We start from the raw sequence: 18,649 nt of genomic DNA, 5'->3' as shown, positions 1-18,649 counted from the left end.
CTTCCTCTCGTTGATGAATCGGAACGTGTCATGGCGTCCCGGCGGATCCTGATTTCAGGTCATGCCGCGTCAACTGGTCTGTCACGTCGTGGAAGAGCCTGAGCCAGCCGGGGTTGTCGGTGCCCCAGTCGCTTCCGGTGCGGACGATGACGGTGTCGCTGTCCCGGTCGATGTAGATGTATTGGCCATAGTCGCCGAATGCGTAGAAGCTTCCGGTGCGGTGCCCGTCGATCCACCAGAAGTAGCCGTAGGAATTCGACCACGGCGTGTCGACGTGCGGGGCGGTGGCGGTCCGGATCCAAGCGGCGGGGACGATCTGCTGTCCGTTTGCCTCGCCATCGTGCAGGAAGAGCAGGCCGAAGCGGGCGTAGTCGCGGGCGGTGGCGTTCAGGCCGCTTTCCATCTTCTCGAAGCCGGATGCTGTGGAGTCGAGGTTCCAGGTGGCGTCGTGCGCGGCGCCGAGTGGTTGCCACAGCGCGGAGGACATGTAGTCGCTGACGTGCATGCCGGTGGCGCGCTCGAGGACGAGGCCGAGCAGGAGGGGGTTGTAGTTGTTATACAGCCACTGCTGTCCCGGTGGATTCTCGACGGTCGAGCGGTCGAGGGCGACCTGCCGCAGGTCGATGCCGAGGTAGGTGTAGGTGTCGTCGCCGAAGGGCCAGGGGAATCCCGACTCGTGATAGGCCAGCCCCGAGGTCATAGTCATGAGGTCGCGCAGCGTGATGCGGGTGAACCGCGGCTCGCGTCGGGCCAGTTCGGGGACGTAGTCGGTCACCGGGTCGTCGATGCTCCTGATGCGTCCTTGTTCGATCGCGATGCCCACCAGGGTGGAGACGAAGGACTTCGCTACCGAGAAGGATGTCTCGGTGGTCTGCGGGCCGGACCCATCGAAGTAGCGTTCGTAGACGATGCGGTCGTGGTGGATGACGAGGAACGCGCGGGTGTGGGCCTCCCGCAACGCCTCCGCGAGGGTCTCGTCCGGCCGGTTGGAGAATCCCCGTGCATTCAGGGGGATCTGGGCGCCGGCCGGCAGCGGACTGGTGGGGGCGGAGGTGGGGATCGTGCGAGCGGGGAACCGGTGCTGGTCGCCGATGTCCGACTCCTGCCAGGCCAGGACGCGCGCGACAGTGGAGGTATCCGTGGAGGCGTACGCCCATCCGAACATGCCCAGCACGATCGCCCCCAGCACAACGACGGCCACAACGGCGCCCCGCACCCACCGCCGCAGTCCGCGACAGCGGGGATGCGCCGCTCGGTTCACGGCCTGCTCCGTGGCGGTGTGGTCCAGGTCGTAGTCGGGCAGGGCGATCGATTCCGTGATGCGGCCGCGCGACCAGCTCGGCATGCGCACCTGCACCAGCGCGTCCAGGTAGAAGTCCTCCGCCACCGCGGCGGCATCGACCAGCTCAGCCGTGCGCCAGCCCGCACCATGGAAGCGGGCTGCGATCAGGGCGCGTTGCTGCGCGAGGTCGTGCCGGTCGTAGTCCAGCGGCGGGGAGGTGAACGCAAGGCTGGCCTTGGCCGTTCCCGGCAGGCGTCCCGGCCGGAGCGAGGCGGCCAGCCCACCCGGCCGGTTGTACATCACGTACCAGTCGTCGAGGGGTTCTCCTTCCGGGCAGGTGAACCAGGCCATGTAGCCGCCCAACGGCCGCACGAACTCCTCCGCCGATCCGAAGACGCGGCGGCGGGTGGCCGAGTGCGGACCGTCGGCACCGACCACGATGTCGGCTTCCCGGGTCGAGCCGTCGTTGAGCTCGACCCGGACCCCGTCGCCCAGATCGGTCAACGCGACGATGCGCGTGCCGAACAGGTACTCCGCTCCGTGGCTGACGCTGTCCGCCACGAGGAGGTCGGCGAGGTCGCCGCGCAGGATCTCGATCTCGCTGATGATGCCTTCGCCGCCGAAATCAGTGGCCCGCATCTCGGACAGATGCTTCCCCTGCGCGTCGACGTCGGCGATTCCTCGCTGGTCCAGGGCGATCGAGCGTGCCTGCTCCAGAAGCCCCATCCGGTCCAGCACGGTGCGGCCCGCGCCGCGCAGATCGACGGCCTGACCGCCGGGACGAACTCCGTCGGCGCTCTCCACCACCGTCACGGAGACGCCGCGCCGTGCCAGCAATGACGCCAAGACGGGTCCGGCAATACCGGCTCCGCTGATCAGTACAGAATCGATCATCGACACTTCTCGTCCCTGAATCTGGTCATTCCTGGATCTGGTTGCCGGGCAGTCCGACGGAGGCTGCCAGTTCTCGCAGGTACTCGGCGGGGGCGAGCCCGCTGGCGACGTCCTGTGCGCCAGACCGGTGAAGCGCCAGCCGCCCGGCCCGATCGACCCGGATCATCGTGCTGGCTTGGCTCGAACTCAGCTGCCCGCGTACGACGTCCCCGTCGATGACGGGACATGTCGATCCGAGCATGGCGATCGCCTCCGCGGCGGTGGCCGCGGGCGGCTGCCCGTGAGATTCGCACTGCTGCCGTACACCACAGCGAACCGCTTCCAGAGTGGTGCCGTTGGCACCCAGGACCCGTCGAACACCGCCACGTAGCCGTCGCGGGCAGCCGGCCTCATCCATGCCGGGAGCGGCGCCTGCGGGCGCAGGGGCGCGAGCACCGCCAGACGCTGCGCGCAGCGCGACAACGGCACCCTGCGCGGCGACGGGCAGATCCATGACCTGCGCCGCCTGGCGCCGATGCGATGGATCGTGCAATGACGTGGCAACGTGACGTTGCGGCCGGCGCTGTTTGAGCGCGTTGACGGCCTGTGCGCTGGTCGCGACCACTCCGTAAGCCATGGGGGCGGGGTTCGGCACGACGACCGCCGCTCCGAAGGCCATCGCCTCGCAGGCCGACGAGAGTCCCTGCAGTTCACCTCTGACGCCTCCGGCGCGCCGCGACTCGGCTCCCCTATATCGAGGGTGCGAAGCCTGGCGCGACCACGGGCTCACCACGGCACGGTCCCGCCTGCGCTGCGGTAGGTGCCGGTCGGGCCGTCATCCTCCAGAGTCGCCAGGTCGACGATGACGCTGGCCGCTTCGGCCGCCGTCACGCCGCGGATGCCCGTCGTGAAGTAGTGATCGGTATCGCTCATTCGCTCAAGCGAACCGACACTCGACGACACGTTGACGATCCGCGGGCGCGGCGACCGGCGCAACAGCGGGAGCATCGCCTCCGTCACGGGGATCGCACCGAGAACGCCGCCGATCCCACGACCGCCGCCCGTGATCAGCACGATCATCCCCGTCAGATCGTCCATGAGCGCCTCCTCCGCATACCTCGACGCTAGGTGTGGTGGGTCGGGAGGGGAAAGATCAATCGGCTACCGATTGAGAGCGTGAGCCTATGAATACGGGCGTAGGGTCGGACCATGGATCCCGAGATCCGGTTGCTCGCGCTCCTTCCTCGCGGTGGCTGAAGAGCTGAACTTCAGCCGCGCGGCGGAGCGGCTCCACATCGCGCAACCGTCGCTCAGCGCCCAGATCCGCCATCTGGAGAAGGAGCTCGGTGTGCAGCTTCTGGAACGGACCACCCGCACGGTTTCCCTGACGGAGGCGGGCCAGACGTTGTTCGAGCGGGGTCCGGCTGCCTTGGTCGGCATCCAGCAGATGTGGACAGCGGTCCGTGAGATCGGTCAGGGCGTTGTGGGCGCCCTCAGACTGGCGTATCCGTTGAGTGCTGGATTCGACACCGTGCCACGGCTGGTGCAGGCGATGCACGAGGCATACCCGCGCATCGCCATCACCACCGAAGTCGCGCCCAGCCCCACGGTGCTCCGCGCCGTCCGCGACGGTCGGGCGGATGCCGGTATCGCGCGGTCACCGGCGCCGCTGGACGGCGTGCAGTTGTCGCCGCTGCGGCACGACAAGCTGGGCGTTCTCGTGGCCGCGGATCACCCGCTCGCGACGCGAACGGCGATTGAGCTCGCGGATGTGGCCGACCATCCGGTTGTGTTGCACCCTCGCGACGCGAATCCGGCGCACCACGACCTCATCGTCGATCTGTTCGCCGCTCACGGCGTGCAGCCGCGTCTGGTGGAGCGTGACATCGCCTTCGACCTGAGCCAAAGCTTCATCATCGGAGGCTCCGCCAGCACGATCATCGGACGATCTTCCGCCCCGGCGATCCGCGACAGCATGCGCTGGATCCCACTGGTCGGCGGTGAAGCCGAGACGGTTGCCCTGGTACTTCCTCCTGCCGAGCGAACCGCCGCCGCGCGACGCTTCGAGCAGATCGCGCTTGCGTACGCGTCGGAGCACGGGTGGCTGGAATGACAGCTCATCGCTCCCCTGTCCTTCATGGGCGCTGGCTGCGCGCGTCCTGTCGCGGTCTCGGCCCGGGGAAGGGCTCGGTCGCACACCCCGGAGCCGACGTGCCCGCCACCCGCGTTCACCTTCCGTTCACCCGCACAGCGCAGTCTGGTCACCGACGCGCTCTACGGTCATGCCGAACCCCGCACCGGGGTCGACATCCCGAACACGTGAAGGACTCACACAGTGAAGCTGAATCGCATCGCCCCGCTGGGCGCCCTGCTGGTCGCAGGCGCCCTCGTCCTGGCCGGCTGCGCCTCGAACGAGGCCGCCGCCGACAACTCGACCGACGCCAGCGCGTCGGCGAGCACCACCCTGTCGGGCACCATCAACGGCATCGGCTCGTCGGCGCAGGGAACCGCCCAGCAGACGTGGATCGCCGGCATCCAGTCCGCGAACCCCAGCCTGAACATCAACTACGACCCGCAGGGCTCGGGCGCCGGGCGCAAGAGCTTCATCTCGGGCGCGGCCGACTTCGCCGGCTCGGATGCGGCGCTGAAGGACGAAGAGCTCAGCGGCACGTTCGCGATGTGCGCGCCGGACACCAAGGCCATCGACCTGCCGGTCTACATCTCGCCGATCGCGGTCGCGTACAACGTCGACGGCGTGGACGATCTCAAGCTGGACGCCGCGACCATCGCCGGCATCTTCTCGGGCAAGATCACGAAGTGGGATGACGCGAAGATCGCGGCGCTGAACGAGGGCGCGACGCTGCCGGACGACCGGATCATCGTGGTGCACCGGTCGGACGACTCGGGCACGACGCAGAACTTCACCGAGTACCTCGCGGCCAACGCCGCCGACGTGTGGGCCAAGGAGGCGTCGCAGACGTTCCCGTACCAGGTCGGCGACGCCGCCAAGGGCACCTCGGGGGTCGCCGAGGCTGCCAAGAACGCGAAGAACTCGATCACCTACATCGACGAGTCGGGCATCGGCACGACCGGTCTGAAGCCGGCTCAGCTGAAGGTCGGCGACGCGTTCGTGAAGATCTCGGCCGAGGGTGCGGCCTCGGTCGTCGCGGACTCGCCGCTGGTCGAGGGGCGCGAGGCGAACGACCTCGCGATCCAGATCAACCGCACCGACACCCAGGAGGGCGCCTGGCCGCTCGTGCTGGTGTCGTACCTGATCGCGTGCCAGCAGTACCAGGATGCCGAAAAGGGCGCCCTGATCAGCTCGTACATCCAGTACGTGGCCGGTGACGCGGCCCAGCAGGCGGCCGCCCAGCAGGCCGGCTCCGCTCCGCTGTCGGCCGAGCTGTCGGCCAAGGTCGTCGCAGCCGCACAGTCGATCAAGTAGCACCCGAGGGCGGTCCGGGCAGCGTCCCGGACCGCCCCTTCCCTCTGAATCGAGAAAGAGAGCAGGATGACCGAGCCACCGCCGCAGCCACCCGGCCGGCGCGCCGGGTGAAGGTCCGGGCGGGCGACCGGGTCTTCGCGACGACCACGATCGTCGCCGGCTCCTTGATTCTGGCCACGCTCGCCGCGGTCGCGATCTTCCTCGTCCTCCAGAGCATCCCGGCCCTGATCGCCGGTCCCGGCGTGCTGCCCAACGACACGTCCAACTTCTGGCAGTACGTGGGTCCGCTCGCGTTCGGCACGGTGTGGGCGGCCTTCCTCGCGCTGCTGTTCGCGACTCCGCTGTCCATCGGGATCGCGCTGTACATCACGCACTACGCGCCGCGGCGGCTGTCGCAGACCCTCGGCTACGTCATCGATCTGCTCGCCGCCGTCCCGTCCGTGGTGTTCGGGCTGTGGGGCATCGTCACCCTGGCCCCGTTCGTGCAGCCGTTCTACCAGTGGCTGGGCGACAACCTCGGCTGGTTCCCGCTGTTCGCCCCGCCGGTGTCGGGCACCGGGCGGACGATCCTGACGGCAGCCGTCGTGCTGGCGGTGATGGTGATCCCGATCATGACCGCGATCTGTCGGGAGGTGTTCCTGCAGGCGCCGCGGCTGCACGAAGAGGCCGCACTGGCCCTCGGCGCCACGAAGTGGGAGATGATTCGGATGGCCGTGCTCCCGTTCGCCCGCAGCGGCATGGTCTCGGCGGTCATGCTGGGCCTCGGGCGGGCGCTCGGCGAGACGTTCGCCGTGGCCATGGTGCTCTCCCCGCGTTCATCGTGAACTTCGCCGTCCTGCAGTCCCAGAACCCGAACACCATCGCCGCGAACATCGCACTGCAGTTCCCCGAGGCCACCGGCGTCTCGGTGAACGCCCTGGTCGCGACCGGCCTCGTGCTGTTCGTCGTCACCCTTCTCGTCAACGTCGCGGCACGCTGGATCGTCAGCCGCCGCGCCGCCTTCTCCGGAGCCGACTGATGACCACTGCAACCGCCGCACCCCCTGTGGCCGGAGGCATCCGCACCACCAACACGCTGGCCGCCGGACGCCTGCCTCGCGGCACCGCCTGGATGGTGCTGGGTGGAAGCCTGATCATCTCGGCCGCGTTCTTCGTCCTGCTCGCGCTGGCCGACGTGACGGCCGGCTTCAACATCGTGGGGGCGGTGCTGGCCGGGACCATCCTGTTCGACGTCGTGCTGTACGTCGCCTCGCGGATCGTCGAAGGCTCGCGCCGTGCGCTGGACCGGCTGGTGACCTCGCTGGTCTCGACCGCATTCATCATCGCGCTCTGCCGCTGATCTCGCTGGTGTGGACGGTCCTGACCAACGGTCTGGCGCGAATGGACGTGTCCTTCTTCACCCAGTCGATGCGCAACATCGTCGGCGAAGGCGGCGGCGCGCTGCACGCGATCATCGGAACGCTGCTGATCACGCTGATGACCGCCCTCATCTCGGTGCCGATCGGGCTGCTCGACCTCGATCTACCTGGTGGAGTACGGGCGCGGGCCGCTGGCGAAGGCGATCACCTTCCTCGTCGACGTGATGACCGGCATCCCGTCGATCGTCGCCGGGCTGTTCACCTTCGCGCTGTTCGCGCTGCTCGTCGGCCCCGCCGTGCGCAACGGCTTCATGGGCGCCATCGCCCTGTCGGTGCTGATGATCCCGGTCGTGGTGCGCTCGAGCGAAGAGATCCTCCGACTGGTGCCGAACGAACTGCGCGAGGCGTCGTACGCCCTCGGCGTGCCGAAGTGGCTGACGATCCTGAAGATCGTGCTGCCCACCTCGCTGGCCGGGATCGTGACCGGCGTCATGCTCGCCATCGCCCGCGTGATCGGCGAGACCGCCCCGCTGCTGCTGGTGACCGGATTCACGTTCAGCATGAACTACAACCTGTTCAGCGACCGGATGATGACCCTTCCGGTGTTCGTCTACACGCAGTACACCCAGGCGGCGGGCGTGTCGGCGCAGGCATCGATCGACCGGGCCTGGACGGCCGCACTCACCCTTATCCTCATCGTGATGGCGCTGAACCTCATCGGGCGGCTCATCGCGAAGATCTTCGCGCCCAAGCGCGGACTCTGAAACCGAAGGAAATCCTGTGTCCAAGAGCATCGACGTCACCGACCTGAACGTCTACTACGGCGACTTCCTCGCCGTGGAGGACATCTCGCTGCACATCGAGCCGCGCAGCGTGACCGCCTTCATCGGCCCCAGCGGATGCGGCAAGTCCACGTTCCTGCGCACCCTGAACCGAATGCACGAGGTCATCCCGGGTGCCCGGGTGGAGGGCCAGGTCCTGCTGGACGGCGACGACCTCTACGCCTCGGGCGTCGACCCGGTGAACGTGCGGCGCAACGTCGGCATGGTCTTCCAGCGGCCCAACCCGTTCCCGACGATGTCCATCCGAGAGAACGTGCTCGCCGGCGTGCGTCTGAACAACCGCCGCATCTCGCGCTCGGACGCCGACGCACTGGTGGAGAAGTCGCTGCGGGGCGCGAACCTGTGGAACGAGGTCAAGGACCGGCTCGACAAGCCCGGCGCCGGGCTGTCCGGCGGGCAACGGCAGCGTCTGTGCATCGCGCGGGCGATCGCGGTCGAGCCGCAGGTGCTGCTGATGGACGAGCCGTGCTCGGCGCTGGATCCCATCTCGACCTATGCGATCGAGGAGCTCATCGCCGACCTGAAGAACGACTACACGATCGTGATCGTGACGCACAACATGCAGCAGGCCTCGCGCGTCTCGGAGCGCACCGCGTTCTTCAACATCGCCGGCACCGGCAAGCCGGGCAAGCTGATCGAGTACAACGAGACGGCGACGATCTTCACCACGCCGTCGGTGCAGGCAACCGAGGACTACGTGTCGGGCAGGTTCGGGTAGCGCCGGGCAGGCTCGGCCGGGCTCACTCGCGCGGGCTGAGCAGGTAGCGGGTGAAGGATGCCGTCGCCTCCCGGTCGATCGGGAGCGCCCGACCGTCGATGGCCGTGATGGGGACGGCCAGCCGCACGCTGGAGACCAGCCACGCGGCATCCGCCCGTGCCAGCTCGCCGACCGGAACCGTCTCGTACGTCGCCTGGTGACCGGTGGCGCGCAGGTGGTCGAACAGGCTGATCTGGGTCGTCCCGTGCAGGATGCCGCTCCCGGTCGCCGGGGTGACGAAGCGGTCGCCGAAGCGGAGGATCACCGAGGACGTGGGGCCTTCGAGGACCACGCCGTCGCTGGCGACGAAGATCGCGTCGTCGGCGCCGCGACGATGCGCCTCGCGGATGGCCGCCATGTTCGTCGCGTACGACAGCGTCTTGGCGCCCAGCAGCGAGCCAGGGCGCACGCTCGGATGCCCCGCTGTCGATCCCCCGGTCGAGGAGGGCCACCCGGATGCCGGCCTCGCGCACCGCGGAGTTGTCCGGTGCGGGTGCGGCGGTGACCCAGGCCGTGGGCGCCGGGCCGTGTTCGACGCCGCGGCTGAGGATGAGCTTGATCGCGCACTCCCCTCCGCCGCAGGCGAGCGCCGCCCGGGCCACCGCCTGGCGCCACTGCAGGGGGTGGGGGGCGGGCAGGTCGCACAGTTGCGCGGAGTGGGCGAGCCGGTCGAGGTGGGCGGCGACCTCCTGCGGGTGGCCGTCGATGACGCCGATGGTCTCGAAGATGCCGTCGCCGCGCTGGGTGCTCAGCTCACCCACGCTCAGTGCCGGCGCGGTGGGGTCGATCACCTGGAAGGTCGCGGCGAAATCGTCCCGTCCGTCATCGGGTGCGGCGGGGTCGATCAGCAGGGCGAAATGGGCGGCCATGGTCCGAGCGTAGCGGGGTCGCAACGGCAGGCCGGATCGTCGGATCCACGCCCAGAGCCGGTGCGGAGTGCCGTTCTGGCCTGCCGTTGCGACCACCCGCCCGGAATACCCGCCGGGCAGCTTCGGTTAGACTGGAGTGGCCGGGCCGCAGTAACCCCGGGCTCCATCTTCTGCCGCTTCGAGCGGCCACGCGCCGAGAGGCGTTCTGCGGCCCGGCACTACTGTGTCCGCTCGGATCGGCGCGGGCCGGCCAACCCGCGTGGTCACATCAGCCGCCCGCTCAGGTCAGCCGCCTGCTCATATCAGCTTGCCCGCACAGGGTCTGCCGCCCGCTCAGCTCGGCCGCCTGCTCAGGTCAGCTTGCCCGCAAGGTCGGCCGCCCGCTCAGGTCAGCGCGTCGACCCGCCACAGTGCCGCGCACGCGGACAGATCCCCCGCGTACGTCGAGAGCCGCAGCGCACGCGTGGTGAACGCGGTGGCACGGTCCGGCACGGTCAGCTCGTAGTCGTCGGCGAGATGGGTGGAGCCGGATGCCTGCACCCGGCAGAACGACGCGGCCCGATCGAGAGCCCCCGCGAAGTCGCCCTCGAACACGCCCCGGAGGATCCGGTCGACCAGGGCCACCAGCTCGTCCGGCCCCGCCGGGACCGGAGCGCCGGCGATGACCGGGTCGGCAGAGGGGATCTGCACGCGTCCGCGCTCGTACACCAGCGCCGCCGTCTGCGGGTCGTCATGCACCATCAGCTTGCAGCAGGTACAGCCGCCACAGGGCACCGGGCAGCGAACGCGACGGCGCCTGGGCCCACAGCTCGGCGATGTCCTCGATGCCATGCGTGCGGGTGAACTCGACGAGCCGGTCGACGATCTCGCGGTCGGGTTCGGCTCGCACCCGCGACAGCAGCGCGGCCGCCGTCGAGTGCGCGACCCGGGCGGCCTCGGCCGGATCCCGCGAGCCGAACAGCCGATCGAGATCGCCGGTGGGCCGGCGGACCGGCTTATGGAAATCCCTGGAACCGTCTGTCACCCCACCAGGCTACCCGGCCGTCGCGCCGGCCCGCCCGGCGATCAGGTGGCCTGGTTGATGCGCACCAGGTTGCCGGCGGGGTCGCGGAACGCGCAGTCGCGAGGCCCCCAGGGCTGCTGGATCGGCTCCTGCAGGACCTCGGCGCCGGCGGCGCGCGCGCGCTCGAACGCCGCATCGAGATCGCTGGTGGCGAAGACGATGGGGCCGGGGCCGGCGCCCTTCGCGACGAGCCGGTGCAGCGCCTCGGCGTCCTCGGGCGAACGCCCGGCGCCCGGGTCGGAGAGCACGAGGAGCAAGCCCGGGTTGCGCGGCGAAGCCGAGGCTCACCCAGCGGTGTCCGTCGTTGGCGACGTCGTTGACGACCGAGAGTCCGAGGGCATCCCGGTAGAAGGCGATGGCGGCGTCGACATCGTCGACGGTGACCTGGCTGTAGGCGAGAGTGGTGTCTGTCATGGCCCCCACGCTACGCAGGGCGAAGCCGGCTCGCTTCTCGAATCCTGCTCGGTTGCTCAGGCGTAGCGGGTCGGGCGGGTCAGCAGCCGGGCGATGCACGTGGGCATCGCCTCGGCGGCCTCATGTGGGCGGCTGCGGTAGGCGCTCGGCGTCTCGCCGACCAGCTGCGTGAAAGTGGAGCTGAACGACCCCAGAGACGTCGCGCCCACGGCGGTGCAGGCATCCGTCACCGACGCACCGGCCCGCAGCAGGGCCATCGCCCGTTCGATCCGCCGTGTCATCAGATACGCGTAGGGCGTCTCGCCGTACGCGGTCTTGAATTCGCGAGAGAAGTGGGCGGGCGACATGAACGCCCGCGCGGCCATCGTGGGCACGTCCAGCGGCTGCGTGTAATCGCGGTCCATCAGGTCGCGCGCGCGGCGCAGGTGGGCGAGCGTCTGCGGGGATTGGGGTGCGGATGCCACGGTCCGAGGCTATCCGTCTCCGGCACCCCGTGCAGAACTCCGGAGATCCGATTGCGATCAGGCCCTGCGGGCGCGATACGGCGCCCCCAGCACGCATTCCACCGGAGTTCTGCATGGGCCCGTCCCCGCACTGCGCGATACCCTCGGGATATGGGGCTGAGGATGGCGATCGCCGGCGGGACCGGCACCGTCGGCCGGCTGGTCGCCGAGCATGCCCGCCGGCGCGGCCACGAGCCGATCGTGCTGTCGCGCTCGACCGGGATCGATCTGATGACCGGCGAGGGGCTGGATGCCGTCCTGGCCGGCGTCGACGCCGTGATCGACGTCAGCGGGTCGCAGACTCTGACGGCCGCGGCATCCGTCCGGTACTTCCAGACCACGACCCGGATGCTGCTGGAGGCGGAGCAGCGGGCGGGCGTCGGCCATCATCTCGCGCTGTCGATCGTCGGGATCGACCGCACCGAGAGGGGCTACGGGTATTACGAGGGCAAGCTCGCGCAGGAGCGGGCGGTCACCGACGGTCCGGTGCCCTGGACGCTCCTGCGTGCGACGCAGTTCCACGAGTTCGCACAGCAGATGTTCGATCGGATGAAGATGGGCCCGTTCGTCCTCGTGCCGACGATGCGGTCTCAGCCGGTCGCGGCGGACGAGGTCGCGGCCCGACTGGTCGAGCTGGCCGAGGGTGCACCGGCCGGGCGGGTACCGGATCTCGCCGGGCCGCGCGTGGAGCGCATGGCCGATCTCGCGCGCCGATACGGGCGGGCCGCGGGCGTGCCCGGCCGGGTCGTCGAACTGTCACTGCCGGGCCGTCCGGGTCACCAGATGCGCGACGGAAGCCTGCTGGCCGGCACCGACGCACAGGTGGTCGGCGCCACGTTCACCGAGTGGCTGCGCGAGCGCACCGGATCGGACGGAGAATCGAAGGCCGCACGCACCGTCGGAGTCGCCGGCATCCCGATCGTCCGCGCGCCGCTGCCGAGCCCGCCCGAGCCGTCGCTGTCGAATGCGCGCGAGCTGATCGCCGGGCTTGCAGACAGCGGGCATGCCCATCACGCTCGAGATCACCGGCGAGGAGCGGCACCTGGCCCCGCACATCGACGAGGCCGCCTTCCGGGTGCTGCAGGAAGGGGTTTCGCTTGTGCTCACCCGCACGCGGGGGGCGGATGCCGCGGCCGCCGTCCGCTATCTCTCACACGCCGTCGAGGTCGAGGTGGCGCACGGCCCGGGGCGGCCGACGCCGCAGGCCGATCAGGCGACCAGCCTGAGCCGGTCGCGCACCGAGGTGCGTCGCCTGGGCGGAGCCATCTCGTCCGGCCCCACCGACGACGGCGGATTCCGGATGTCGGCGACCATCCCCACCCCAGACTGACCGTCAGAGAGCCCGTCAGGGCGTGACGACTTCCGGTTGAATTCGGTCAATGGTTTAGACTGCCGACAGGTGCCGCAGGTCTTGCGGAGCACCTCCATTCGCCCCCGTAGCTCAGAGGAAGAGCAACCGGCTTTTAACCGGTGGGTCGAGATATCGTAATTCTCCGGGGGCACCATACGGCTGTTTTACGCCTCGCCTCCGACGTCCGGACGCACGCGGCTCATCCCTCACCGACAGCAGGAGGCGACGTTGTTCACCCTCACCGATAACGCGTGTGTGATCGTGAAGGCGATCGCCGGGCAGACCGCGGGCGGCCGGGAGAAGGGCGGGATCCGCATCTACGACGGGTCGGACCGCGGCACCGACTTCGCACTCGAGCCCGCCGACGGCCCGGAGGAGGGCGATGTCGTCCGGGAGCAGTCCGGAGCGCGCACGTTCCTGGCACCCGACGTCGCCGACGACTTGGACGACTTCGTCCTCGACGCAAGTGTGGACGGGCAGGGCGTGGTGGACTTCTCGTTCGGCACGAACGGGCCGCAGGGCATGACCGACGTGCGCTCGGCAGGCCACGCCCACTGATCGATCACCGCGTCCAGAGACGGCGCTCAGCCATCGGCCTCCTGCGAGTCCACCCCGATCGGCCCTTCGACGCCTGCGCGCGCGTATCGTCGACGGAAAGGAACCGTGGCGCGAACCGACGATGGTGCGCGAGTCCGGTTCCACCCCTGCGGACGAGGGGAGCAACCGATGACCGACATCCGCACCACACATCCTTCGCCTTCGGCGAAGGGCCCGCGCAGCGAGCAGTGAGTTCACCGAACTGGCTCAGGCGATCAGATCGGGAGGGCTTGCGGCGCCGCTACGGCTACTACTGGACGAAGCTGATCGTCCTGCCTCTCGCACTGCTCGTCGGCCTCGCCGCGTTCGTCTGGATCGGCGACAGTTGGTGGCAAGCTGTTCACCGCCGGCGTGCTGGCCGTCGTGTTCACGCAGATCGCGTTCCTCGGGCATGACGCCGCCCACCGGCAGATCTTCGTCTCGGGGCGCTGGAACGACTGGGTCAGCCTCATCCTCGGCGACCTGCTGATCGGCATGAGCTACGGGTGGTGGCAGCACAAGCACACCCGGCACCACGGCAACCCGAACAAGGTCGGCACCGACCCGGACATCGAACTGCCCGTCATCGCGCTGACGGAGGATGCGGCATCCGCTCCTCACACCCGCATCGTGACCTGGCTGCGCGCGCACCAGGGCCTCTTCTTCTTCCCGATCCTGCTGCTGGAGGGTGTGTCGCTGCACGCGTCCGGCGTGCGCCGCGTCGTCAGCGGGGGCCACCTGGATCGGCGCTGGGTCGAGATCGGGTTCATGGCCGTGCGGCTGATCGGCTTCACGACGCTGGTGTTCCTCGTCCTCTCCCCCGGGATCGCTTTCGTGTTCCTCGCGGTGCAGTTGGGGCTGTTCGGGTTCTACATGGGCGTGTCGTTCGCACCGAACCACAAGGGCATGCCGCTGGTCCCGCCGCAGATGAGGCTGGACTTCCTGCGCCGGCAGGTGATGATGAGCCGCAACATCCGCGGCAGCCGGATGCTGGATGCCGCGATGGGCGGGCTGAACTACCAGATCGAGCACCACCTGTTCCCGTCCATGCCGCGGCCCCATCTGCGGCGGGCGGCGCCCATCGTCGCGAAGTACTGCCAGCAGCACGATGTGCCGTACACGCAGGTCGGCCTGCTCCACTCCTACGCGATCGTGGTCGGCTACATCAACCGGGTGGGCCTGGGCGAGCGGGACGTGTTCACCTGCCCGCTGGTGGAGCAGCGCAGCGCCTGACCCCGCGCTGACGCCGGTCAGCCGTGCTCGATCAGCTCCGCACCCGCGTGGGCGAGCTCGGCCAGTGCCGCTTCGCTGGAGTCGGCGGCGACGCCGGCGACGAGGTCGGTGAGGATGCGCACGTGTCGGCCGTGGGCGATCGCGTCCAGCGCGGATGCGCGCACGCAGTGATCGGTGGCGATGCCGACCACGTCGACATCCACGATCCCGTGCGCGTCCAGCAGCTGTTCGACGGTCGTGCCGTCGTCGGTGACGCCTTCGAACAGGGAATAGGCGGGCGTGCCCTGCCCCTTCTTCACGTGGTGGGTGACGGCGGATGTCTCCAGCTCGGGATCGTATTCAGCCCCCTCGGTGCCGGCCACGCAGTGCACCGGCCAGGTGTCCACGAAGTCGGGCTCTCCGGCCGCGAAGTGTCCGCCGTTGTCGCCCTCGGCATCATGCCAGTCGCGCGAGGCGACGATGATGTCGTAGTTCGCGGCATCCGCGGCCAGCAGCCGCGAGATCCCGGTCGCGACGGCATGCCCGCCGTCCACCCCGAGAGCCCCGCCCTCGGTGAAGTCATTCTGCACGTCGACGATGAACAGTGCTGTGCCCATGTTTCGAGGGTACGCGTCAGTCGCGGCTCGTGGTCTCGACCCCGCGCCGCCAGAGCTTCGAGGGCCACCAGATCGCCCGGCCGATGTCATAGGAGAGGGCCGGCACCAGCAGCGACCGCACGATGAACGTGTCGATCAGCACGCCGAATGCGACGATGAACGCGATCTGGGCCAGGAACAGGATGGGGATGACGCCCAGTGCGGCGAACGTCGCGGCCAGCACGAGTCCCGCTGAGGTGATCACCCCGCCGGTGGCGACCAGCCCGCGCAGGCACGCCCGGTCGGGTGCCATGGGTGCGCGACTCCTCGCGCACCCGGGTCATCAGGAAGATGTTGTAGTCCACGCCGAGGGCGACCAGGAACACGAACCCGTACAGCGGCACGGCCGGGTCGGCGCCGGCGAACTGGAAGACGTGGTCGAACACCAGCGCCGCCACGCCCATGGCCGCGACGAACGAGACGATCACCGAGAGGACCAGCAGCAGCGGTGCCAGGATCGCCCGCAGGCAGCATCAGGATGACGAAGATCACGATCAGCACGATCGGGATGATGAGGGTCCGGTCGCGGATGGACGTGTCGTTCGTGTCGATGTCGGTCGCGGTCACGCCGCCGACCTTCGCGGCGTCGGCGCCGAGTTCGGCATCCAGGTCGCCGCGCAGGGCGCGGACGGTGTCTTCGGCCTGGGTCGAGTCGGCCGCCGCGCTCAGGGTGCCGATCAGCAGCACATCCGCGTCCGACACGGTCGGCTTCGGCGCGGGGGTGCCGGGCGGACCGGGTGCGGCGAACGTGGGCTCGCCGTCCTTCATCGTGATCGTCGCCTGACCCGTCACCGAATCAGCGGATGCCGCCGACAGGTCTTCGATCCCGGACTCGTCGTCCATCACCCCGGCGGCGGCCGCGAGCTGGTCCTGCGGGACCAGCACGTACACGGGACTGCCGCTGCCGGCGTCGAAGTGCGCGCCGAGCACGTCCTGTCCGTCGCGGGCCTCGGAGGCGCCGAGCACCAGGTCGCTGGAGGGCACCCCGTCCGCCTTGAGCTGGAGGATGCCGGTGCCGGCCGCCAGCAGGACCACCACGCACAGGATCCAGACGAGTCGCGCGTGCCGCGCCACAAGGCGCGCCTGCCGTGCCCAGAAGCCCTTCACCGGGACGCTCAGATCGTCGGGGATCATCACCAGCGGCTCGCGCGGGATGAACGGCCAGAACGCCGCGCGGCCGACCAGCGCCATCAGCGCGGGCAGGAAGGTGAGCGCCGCCAGCATCGCGAACGCGATCCCGATCGACGCGATCGGGCCGAGAGCCCGGTTGGTCGCCAGGTCGCTGAGCAGCAGGCAGAGCAGGCCCGCGATCACCGTGCCGCCCGAGGCGACGATCGGCTCGAACGCTCCCCGCCATGCGCGGGTCGTGGCATCCCACCGCCGTGCCCCTTCGCCGATCGCCTCGCGGAACCGGGCGACATACAGCAGGGCGTAGTCGGTGGCCGCGCCGATCACCAGGATGAACAGGATCCCCTGCACCTGCCCGTTGATCATCAGGATGCCCGAATTCGCCAGATTCCACACCACCAGCACGGCCGCGCACAGGGCGAAGGACGCCGTCGCCAGCACCAGGATCGGCAAGCGGCGAACGGTAGACGATCACGAGGATGACGAACACGGCCAGCAGCGCGACCCCCAGCAGCAGCCCGTCGATGCCGAGGAAGCCGTGCACGAGGTCGGCTGTGAACCCGGCCGGGCCGGTGATCCATGCCGTCGTCCCGTCCGGCAGGCCGTCGTCGAGCGCGCTGCGCAGGGCGTCCACGGCGTCGTTGACCTCGCCGCTGGACAGCGGCACGAAGATCTGCGCGGCCTCGCCGTCGGTCGAGGTGATCGGGGGTGAGATCGTCCCGTTGACCCCGGGGACGTCGGCGAGCGCATCGGTCATCTCGCGCAGGGCGCCGAGCTGGTCGTCGGTGAGTGTGCCATCGCCGGTGACGACGACCACCGCGGGGATGCTGTCGCTGCCGGTGAAGTCCGCGAGCCGGTTCTGCACGATCGTCGAGTCGGCCGAGTCGGGCAGATACGCCGACTGCTCGTTCGTGGAGACGTCGCCCACCTTGCCGAAGTACGGGCCGCCCACCGCGCCGGCGAACAGCCAGATGATCACCAGCAGTGCCGGGATGCCGACCCGCAGCCATCGCGTCGGCTTGCGCCGGAGCCCGGCGGTCGCGTCGGAGCAGGGGCCGGTCGGTCACCTGGCCAGCCTACGCCCAGGGTCCGGTGCATCCAGCCGCGGCGAGCGCCGTCACGCCGTGGCGAGCGCCGTCCGTTCGCCGTGCGCGGCGGAACCACGCGTCGTAGGCTGGCCTGATGCCGTCCGCCCTGATCGCCCTGGTCGGCGCGTTCGTGTTCGGATCGGCGGACTTCCTCGGCGGGCTCGCTGCGAAGCGGCTGCGCTCGATCGTGGTGACGGCGGTCGCGGCTGTCTCGGGGCTTGTCCTGCTGGCGGCGCTGTATCCGCTGATGGGCGGCGCCTGGCTGCCCGCCGATGTCGCCTGGGGCGCGATCTCGGGCGTCTCCGGCGCCATCGCGATCGCACTGCTGTACGCGTGCCTGGCGATCGGCCCGATGAGCATCCTGTCGCCGGTGACCGCGATCGTCTCGGCCATCGCGCCGATGATGTGGGGCTGCTCGTGGCCGGCGAGCAGCTGAACACGATCGGCTACGTCGGCCTCGGGACCGCGCTGGTCGCGGTCGTCCTGGTCGGCTTCATCCCGGGCGACACGGTTGTCCATCCTTCTGCCCGGGGCCTGCTGATGGCGGTCGGAGCGGGCCTGGCGATCGGCGCGTTCATGATCATCCTCGATCAGACCTCCCCCGCCAGCGGCATCGTGCCGCTCATCCTGAACCGCGCGTCCAACGGCCTGATCACGGCATCCGTGGTCCTGGTCGTCCTGATCCGGGCCGCCCGGCGCGGGATGGCCCCGTCGCGAGTGCTGACGGCGCAGGGGGCGGGCTTGGGTGCCACGCCGACGGGCCACGCCGACCTGGAGCACGCGGTGGAAGACGGGCCGAGCCCGGTCGGCACCGGCATCCCGTCGAGCGCCTGGTGGCTGGCGATCGCGTGCGGCGTGGTCGACTCGTCGGCCAACGCGATCATGCTGGTCGCGCTGCGCCTGGGCGATCTGTCGATCGTCTCCGCGCTGACGGCGATGTATCCGGCCGGCACGATCGTGCTGGCCGCGATCGTGCTGCGCGAGCGGGTCGCCCCGGTCCAGTGGGTAGGACTCGCCCTGGCCCTGGCGGCCGGGGCCATGCTCGCGGTGGCGTAGGGATCGCCGCGCTGAAGCCGGGCCGGAGCGGCGGGAAGAGGGTGTGGAGCCACCTAAGGGAATCGAACCCTTGACCTATTCATTACGAGTGAATCGCTCTGCCGTCTGAGCTAAGGTGGCGCGCGTGTCGCTCACGCGATGCACGATCAACGATCTTACATGGTCGCTGACGGCGTC

General features: G+C 69.6%; 12 protein-coding genes, 2 tRNA genes and 7 pseudogenes. 11 read left to right on the top strand and 10 right to left on the bottom strand.

What is annotated here, in order from left to right; all coding sequences use genetic code 11:
- Positions 1-28 precede the first annotated feature (28 nt).
- The 3 genes from L2X98_RS15675 to L2X98_RS15665 all read right to left on the bottom strand — a co-directional run bounded on the left by L2X98_RS15675 (position 29) and on the right by L2X98_RS15665 (position 3,253).
- Positions 29-2,176, bottom strand: coding sequence for a serine hydrolase (locus L2X98_RS15675; RefSeq protein WP_259611536.1), 2,148 nt, complete (start codon positions 2,174-2,176; stop codon positions 29-31).
- 25 nt (positions 2,177-2,201) lie between these two features.
- Positions 2,202-2,810 (bottom strand): hypothetical protein, encoded by a 609-nt coding sequence (locus L2X98_RS15670; protein ID WP_259611535.1) that lies wholly within the window; start codon positions 2,808-2,810, stop codon positions 2,202-2,204.
- Between the two features lie 131 nt (positions 2,811-2,941).
- On the bottom strand, positions 2,942-3,253 hold the full coding sequence (locus L2X98_RS15665) for a Rossmann-fold NAD(P)-binding domain-containing protein (RefSeq protein WP_259611534.1): 312 nt from the start codon (positions 3,251-3,253) through the stop codon (positions 2,942-2,944).
- Positions 3,254-3,368: 115 nt separating this feature from the next.
- Between L2X98_RS15665 and L2X98_RS15660 the strand changes: the two genes are divergently transcribed.
- From L2X98_RS15660 to pstB, 5 genes and pseudogenes are all read left to right on the top strand, one after another.
- Positions 3,369-4,268 (top strand): LysR family transcriptional regulator, encoded by a 900-nt coding sequence (locus L2X98_RS15660; RefSeq protein WP_259613354.1) that lies wholly within the window; start codon positions 3,369-3,371, stop codon positions 4,266-4,268.
- A gap of 222 nt (positions 4,269-4,490) precedes the next feature.
- On the top strand, positions 4,491-5,600 hold the full coding sequence (pstS, locus tag L2X98_RS15655; protein ID WP_259611533.1) for a phosphate ABC transporter substrate-binding protein PstS: 1,110 nt from the start codon (positions 4,491-4,493) through the stop codon (positions 5,598-5,600).
- A 44-nt stretch (positions 5,601-5,644) separates the two neighbouring features.
- Positions 5,645-6,618, top strand: a pseudogene (gene pstC / locus L2X98_RS15650) (phosphate ABC transporter permease subunit PstC).
- Positions 6,618-7,721 (top strand): annotated as a pseudogene (gene pstA / locus L2X98_RS15645) (phosphate ABC transporter permease PstA). The pseudogenes pstC and pstA overlap by 1 nt, the downstream one beginning before the upstream one ends.
- 16 nt (positions 7,722-7,737) lie before the next feature.
- Positions 7,738-8,517, top strand: a complete 780-nt coding sequence (gene pstB, locus L2X98_RS15640; protein WP_259611532.1) for a phosphate ABC transporter ATP-binding protein PstB — start codon at positions 7,738-7,740, stop codon at positions 8,515-8,517.
- Between the two features lie 22 nt (positions 8,518-8,539).
- Here pstB and L2X98_RS15635 read toward each other — a convergent pair.
- From L2X98_RS15635 to L2X98_RS15620, 4 genes and pseudogenes are all read right to left on the bottom strand, one after another.
- Positions 8,540-9,425, bottom strand: a pseudogene (locus L2X98_RS15635) (aminodeoxychorismate lyase).
- Positions 9,426-9,809: 384 nt separating this feature from the next.
- Positions 9,810-10,449, bottom strand: a pseudogene (locus tag L2X98_RS22475) (DNA-directed RNA polymerase subunit beta).
- 41 nt (positions 10,450-10,490) lie between these two features.
- Positions 10,491-10,902, bottom strand: a pseudogene (locus L2X98_RS15625) (VOC family protein).
- A gap of 56 nt (positions 10,903-10,958) precedes the next feature.
- Positions 10,959-11,306, bottom strand: coding sequence for a helix-turn-helix transcriptional regulator (locus tag L2X98_RS15620; protein ID WP_259613353.1), 348 nt, complete (start codon positions 11,304-11,306; stop codon positions 10,959-10,961).
- A 222-nt stretch (positions 11,307-11,528) separates the two neighbouring features.
- Between L2X98_RS15620 and L2X98_RS15615 the strand changes: the two genes are divergently transcribed.
- The 4 genes and pseudogenes from L2X98_RS15615 to L2X98_RS15595 all read left to right on the top strand — a co-directional run bounded on the left by L2X98_RS15615 (position 11,529) and on the right by L2X98_RS15595 (position 14,565).
- A complete protein-coding gene (locus L2X98_RS15615; RefSeq protein WP_259611531.1) occupies positions 11,529-12,761 on the top strand; it encodes an SDR family oxidoreductase in 1,233 nt (410 codons plus the stop codon).
- Between the two features lie 74 nt (positions 12,762-12,835).
- Positions 12,836-12,910, top strand: a tRNA-Lys gene (locus L2X98_RS15610).
- Between the two features lie 74 nt (positions 12,911-12,984).
- Positions 12,985-13,314, top strand: a complete 330-nt coding sequence (locus L2X98_RS15605; RefSeq protein WP_259611530.1) for a Fe-S cluster assembly protein HesB — start codon at positions 12,985-12,987, stop codon at positions 13,312-13,314.
- Positions 13,315-13,504: 190 nt separating this feature from the next.
- A pseudogene (locus L2X98_RS15595) lies at positions 13,505-14,565 on the top strand (fatty acid desaturase family protein).
- Positions 14,566-14,582: 17 nt separating this feature from the next.
- Here the strand turns inward: L2X98_RS15595 and L2X98_RS15590 are convergent.
- Both L2X98_RS15590 and L2X98_RS15585 read right to left on the bottom strand, forming a co-directional pair.
- Positions 14,583-15,161, bottom strand: coding sequence for an isochorismatase family protein (locus L2X98_RS15590; RefSeq protein WP_259611527.1), 579 nt, complete (start codon positions 15,159-15,161; stop codon positions 14,583-14,585).
- A gap of 16 nt (positions 15,162-15,177) precedes the next feature.
- Positions 15,178-17,334, bottom strand: a pseudogene (locus L2X98_RS15585) (MMPL family transporter).
- 176 nt (positions 17,335-17,510) lie between these two features.
- On the opposite strand from L2X98_RS15585, the gene L2X98_RS15580 reads away from it, so the two are divergent.
- Together L2X98_RS15580 and L2X98_RS15575 are read left to right on the top strand one after the other, a co-directional pair.
- Entirely contained in the window at positions 17,511-17,852 is a 342-nt protein-coding gene (locus tag L2X98_RS15580; RefSeq protein WP_259611526.1) for a hypothetical protein, read from the top strand.
- Positions 17,822-18,472 (top strand): EamA family transporter, encoded by a 651-nt coding sequence (locus L2X98_RS15575; protein ID WP_259611525.1) that lies wholly within the window; start codon positions 17,822-17,824, stop codon positions 18,470-18,472. Before L2X98_RS15580 ends, L2X98_RS15575 begins: the two co-directional genes overlap by 31 nt.
- Before the next feature lie 44 nt (positions 18,473-18,516).
- On the opposite strand, the gene L2X98_RS15570 is transcribed toward L2X98_RS15575, so the two are convergent.
- Positions 18,517-18,592, bottom strand: a tRNA-Thr gene (locus L2X98_RS15570).
- Positions 18,593-18,649: the final 57 nt, after the last annotated feature.

This window comes from Microbacterium elymi (assembly GCF_021582895.2).
Lineage (GTDB): Bacteria > Actinomycetota > Actinomycetes > Actinomycetales > Microbacteriaceae > Microbacterium > Microbacterium humicola.
The sequence above is the reverse complement of the archived record's forward strand: the minus strand, read 5'-3'. Positions and strand labels throughout refer to the sequence as shown.

What these genes read in the sequence shown, in the direction of transcription:
- L2X98_RS15580 (WP_259611526.1), top strand. Translation starts at nt 17,511, where the DNA reads ATGCCGTCCGCCCTGATCGCCCTGGTCGGCGCGTTCGTGTTCGGATCG.
- L2X98_RS15675 (WP_259611536.1), bottom strand. Translation starts at nt 2,176, where the DNA reads ATGATCGATTCTGTACTGATCAGCGGAGCCGGTATTGCCGGACCCGTC.
- L2X98_RS15665 (WP_259611534.1), bottom strand. Translation starts at nt 3,253, where the DNA reads ATGGACGATCTGACGGGGATGATCGTGCTGATCACGGGCGGCGGTCGT.
- L2X98_RS15590 (WP_259611527.1), bottom strand. Translation starts at nt 15,161, where the DNA reads ATGGGCACAGCACTGTTCATCGTCGACGTGCAGAATGACTTCACCGAG.
- L2X98_RS15615 (WP_259611531.1), top strand. Translation starts at nt 11,529, where the DNA reads ATGGCGATCGCCGGCGGGACCGGCACCGTCGGCCGGCTGGTCGCCGAG.
- L2X98_RS15620 (WP_259613353.1), bottom strand. Translation starts at nt 11,306, where the DNA reads ATGGACCGCGATTACACGCAGCCGCTGGACGTGCCCACGATGGCCGCG.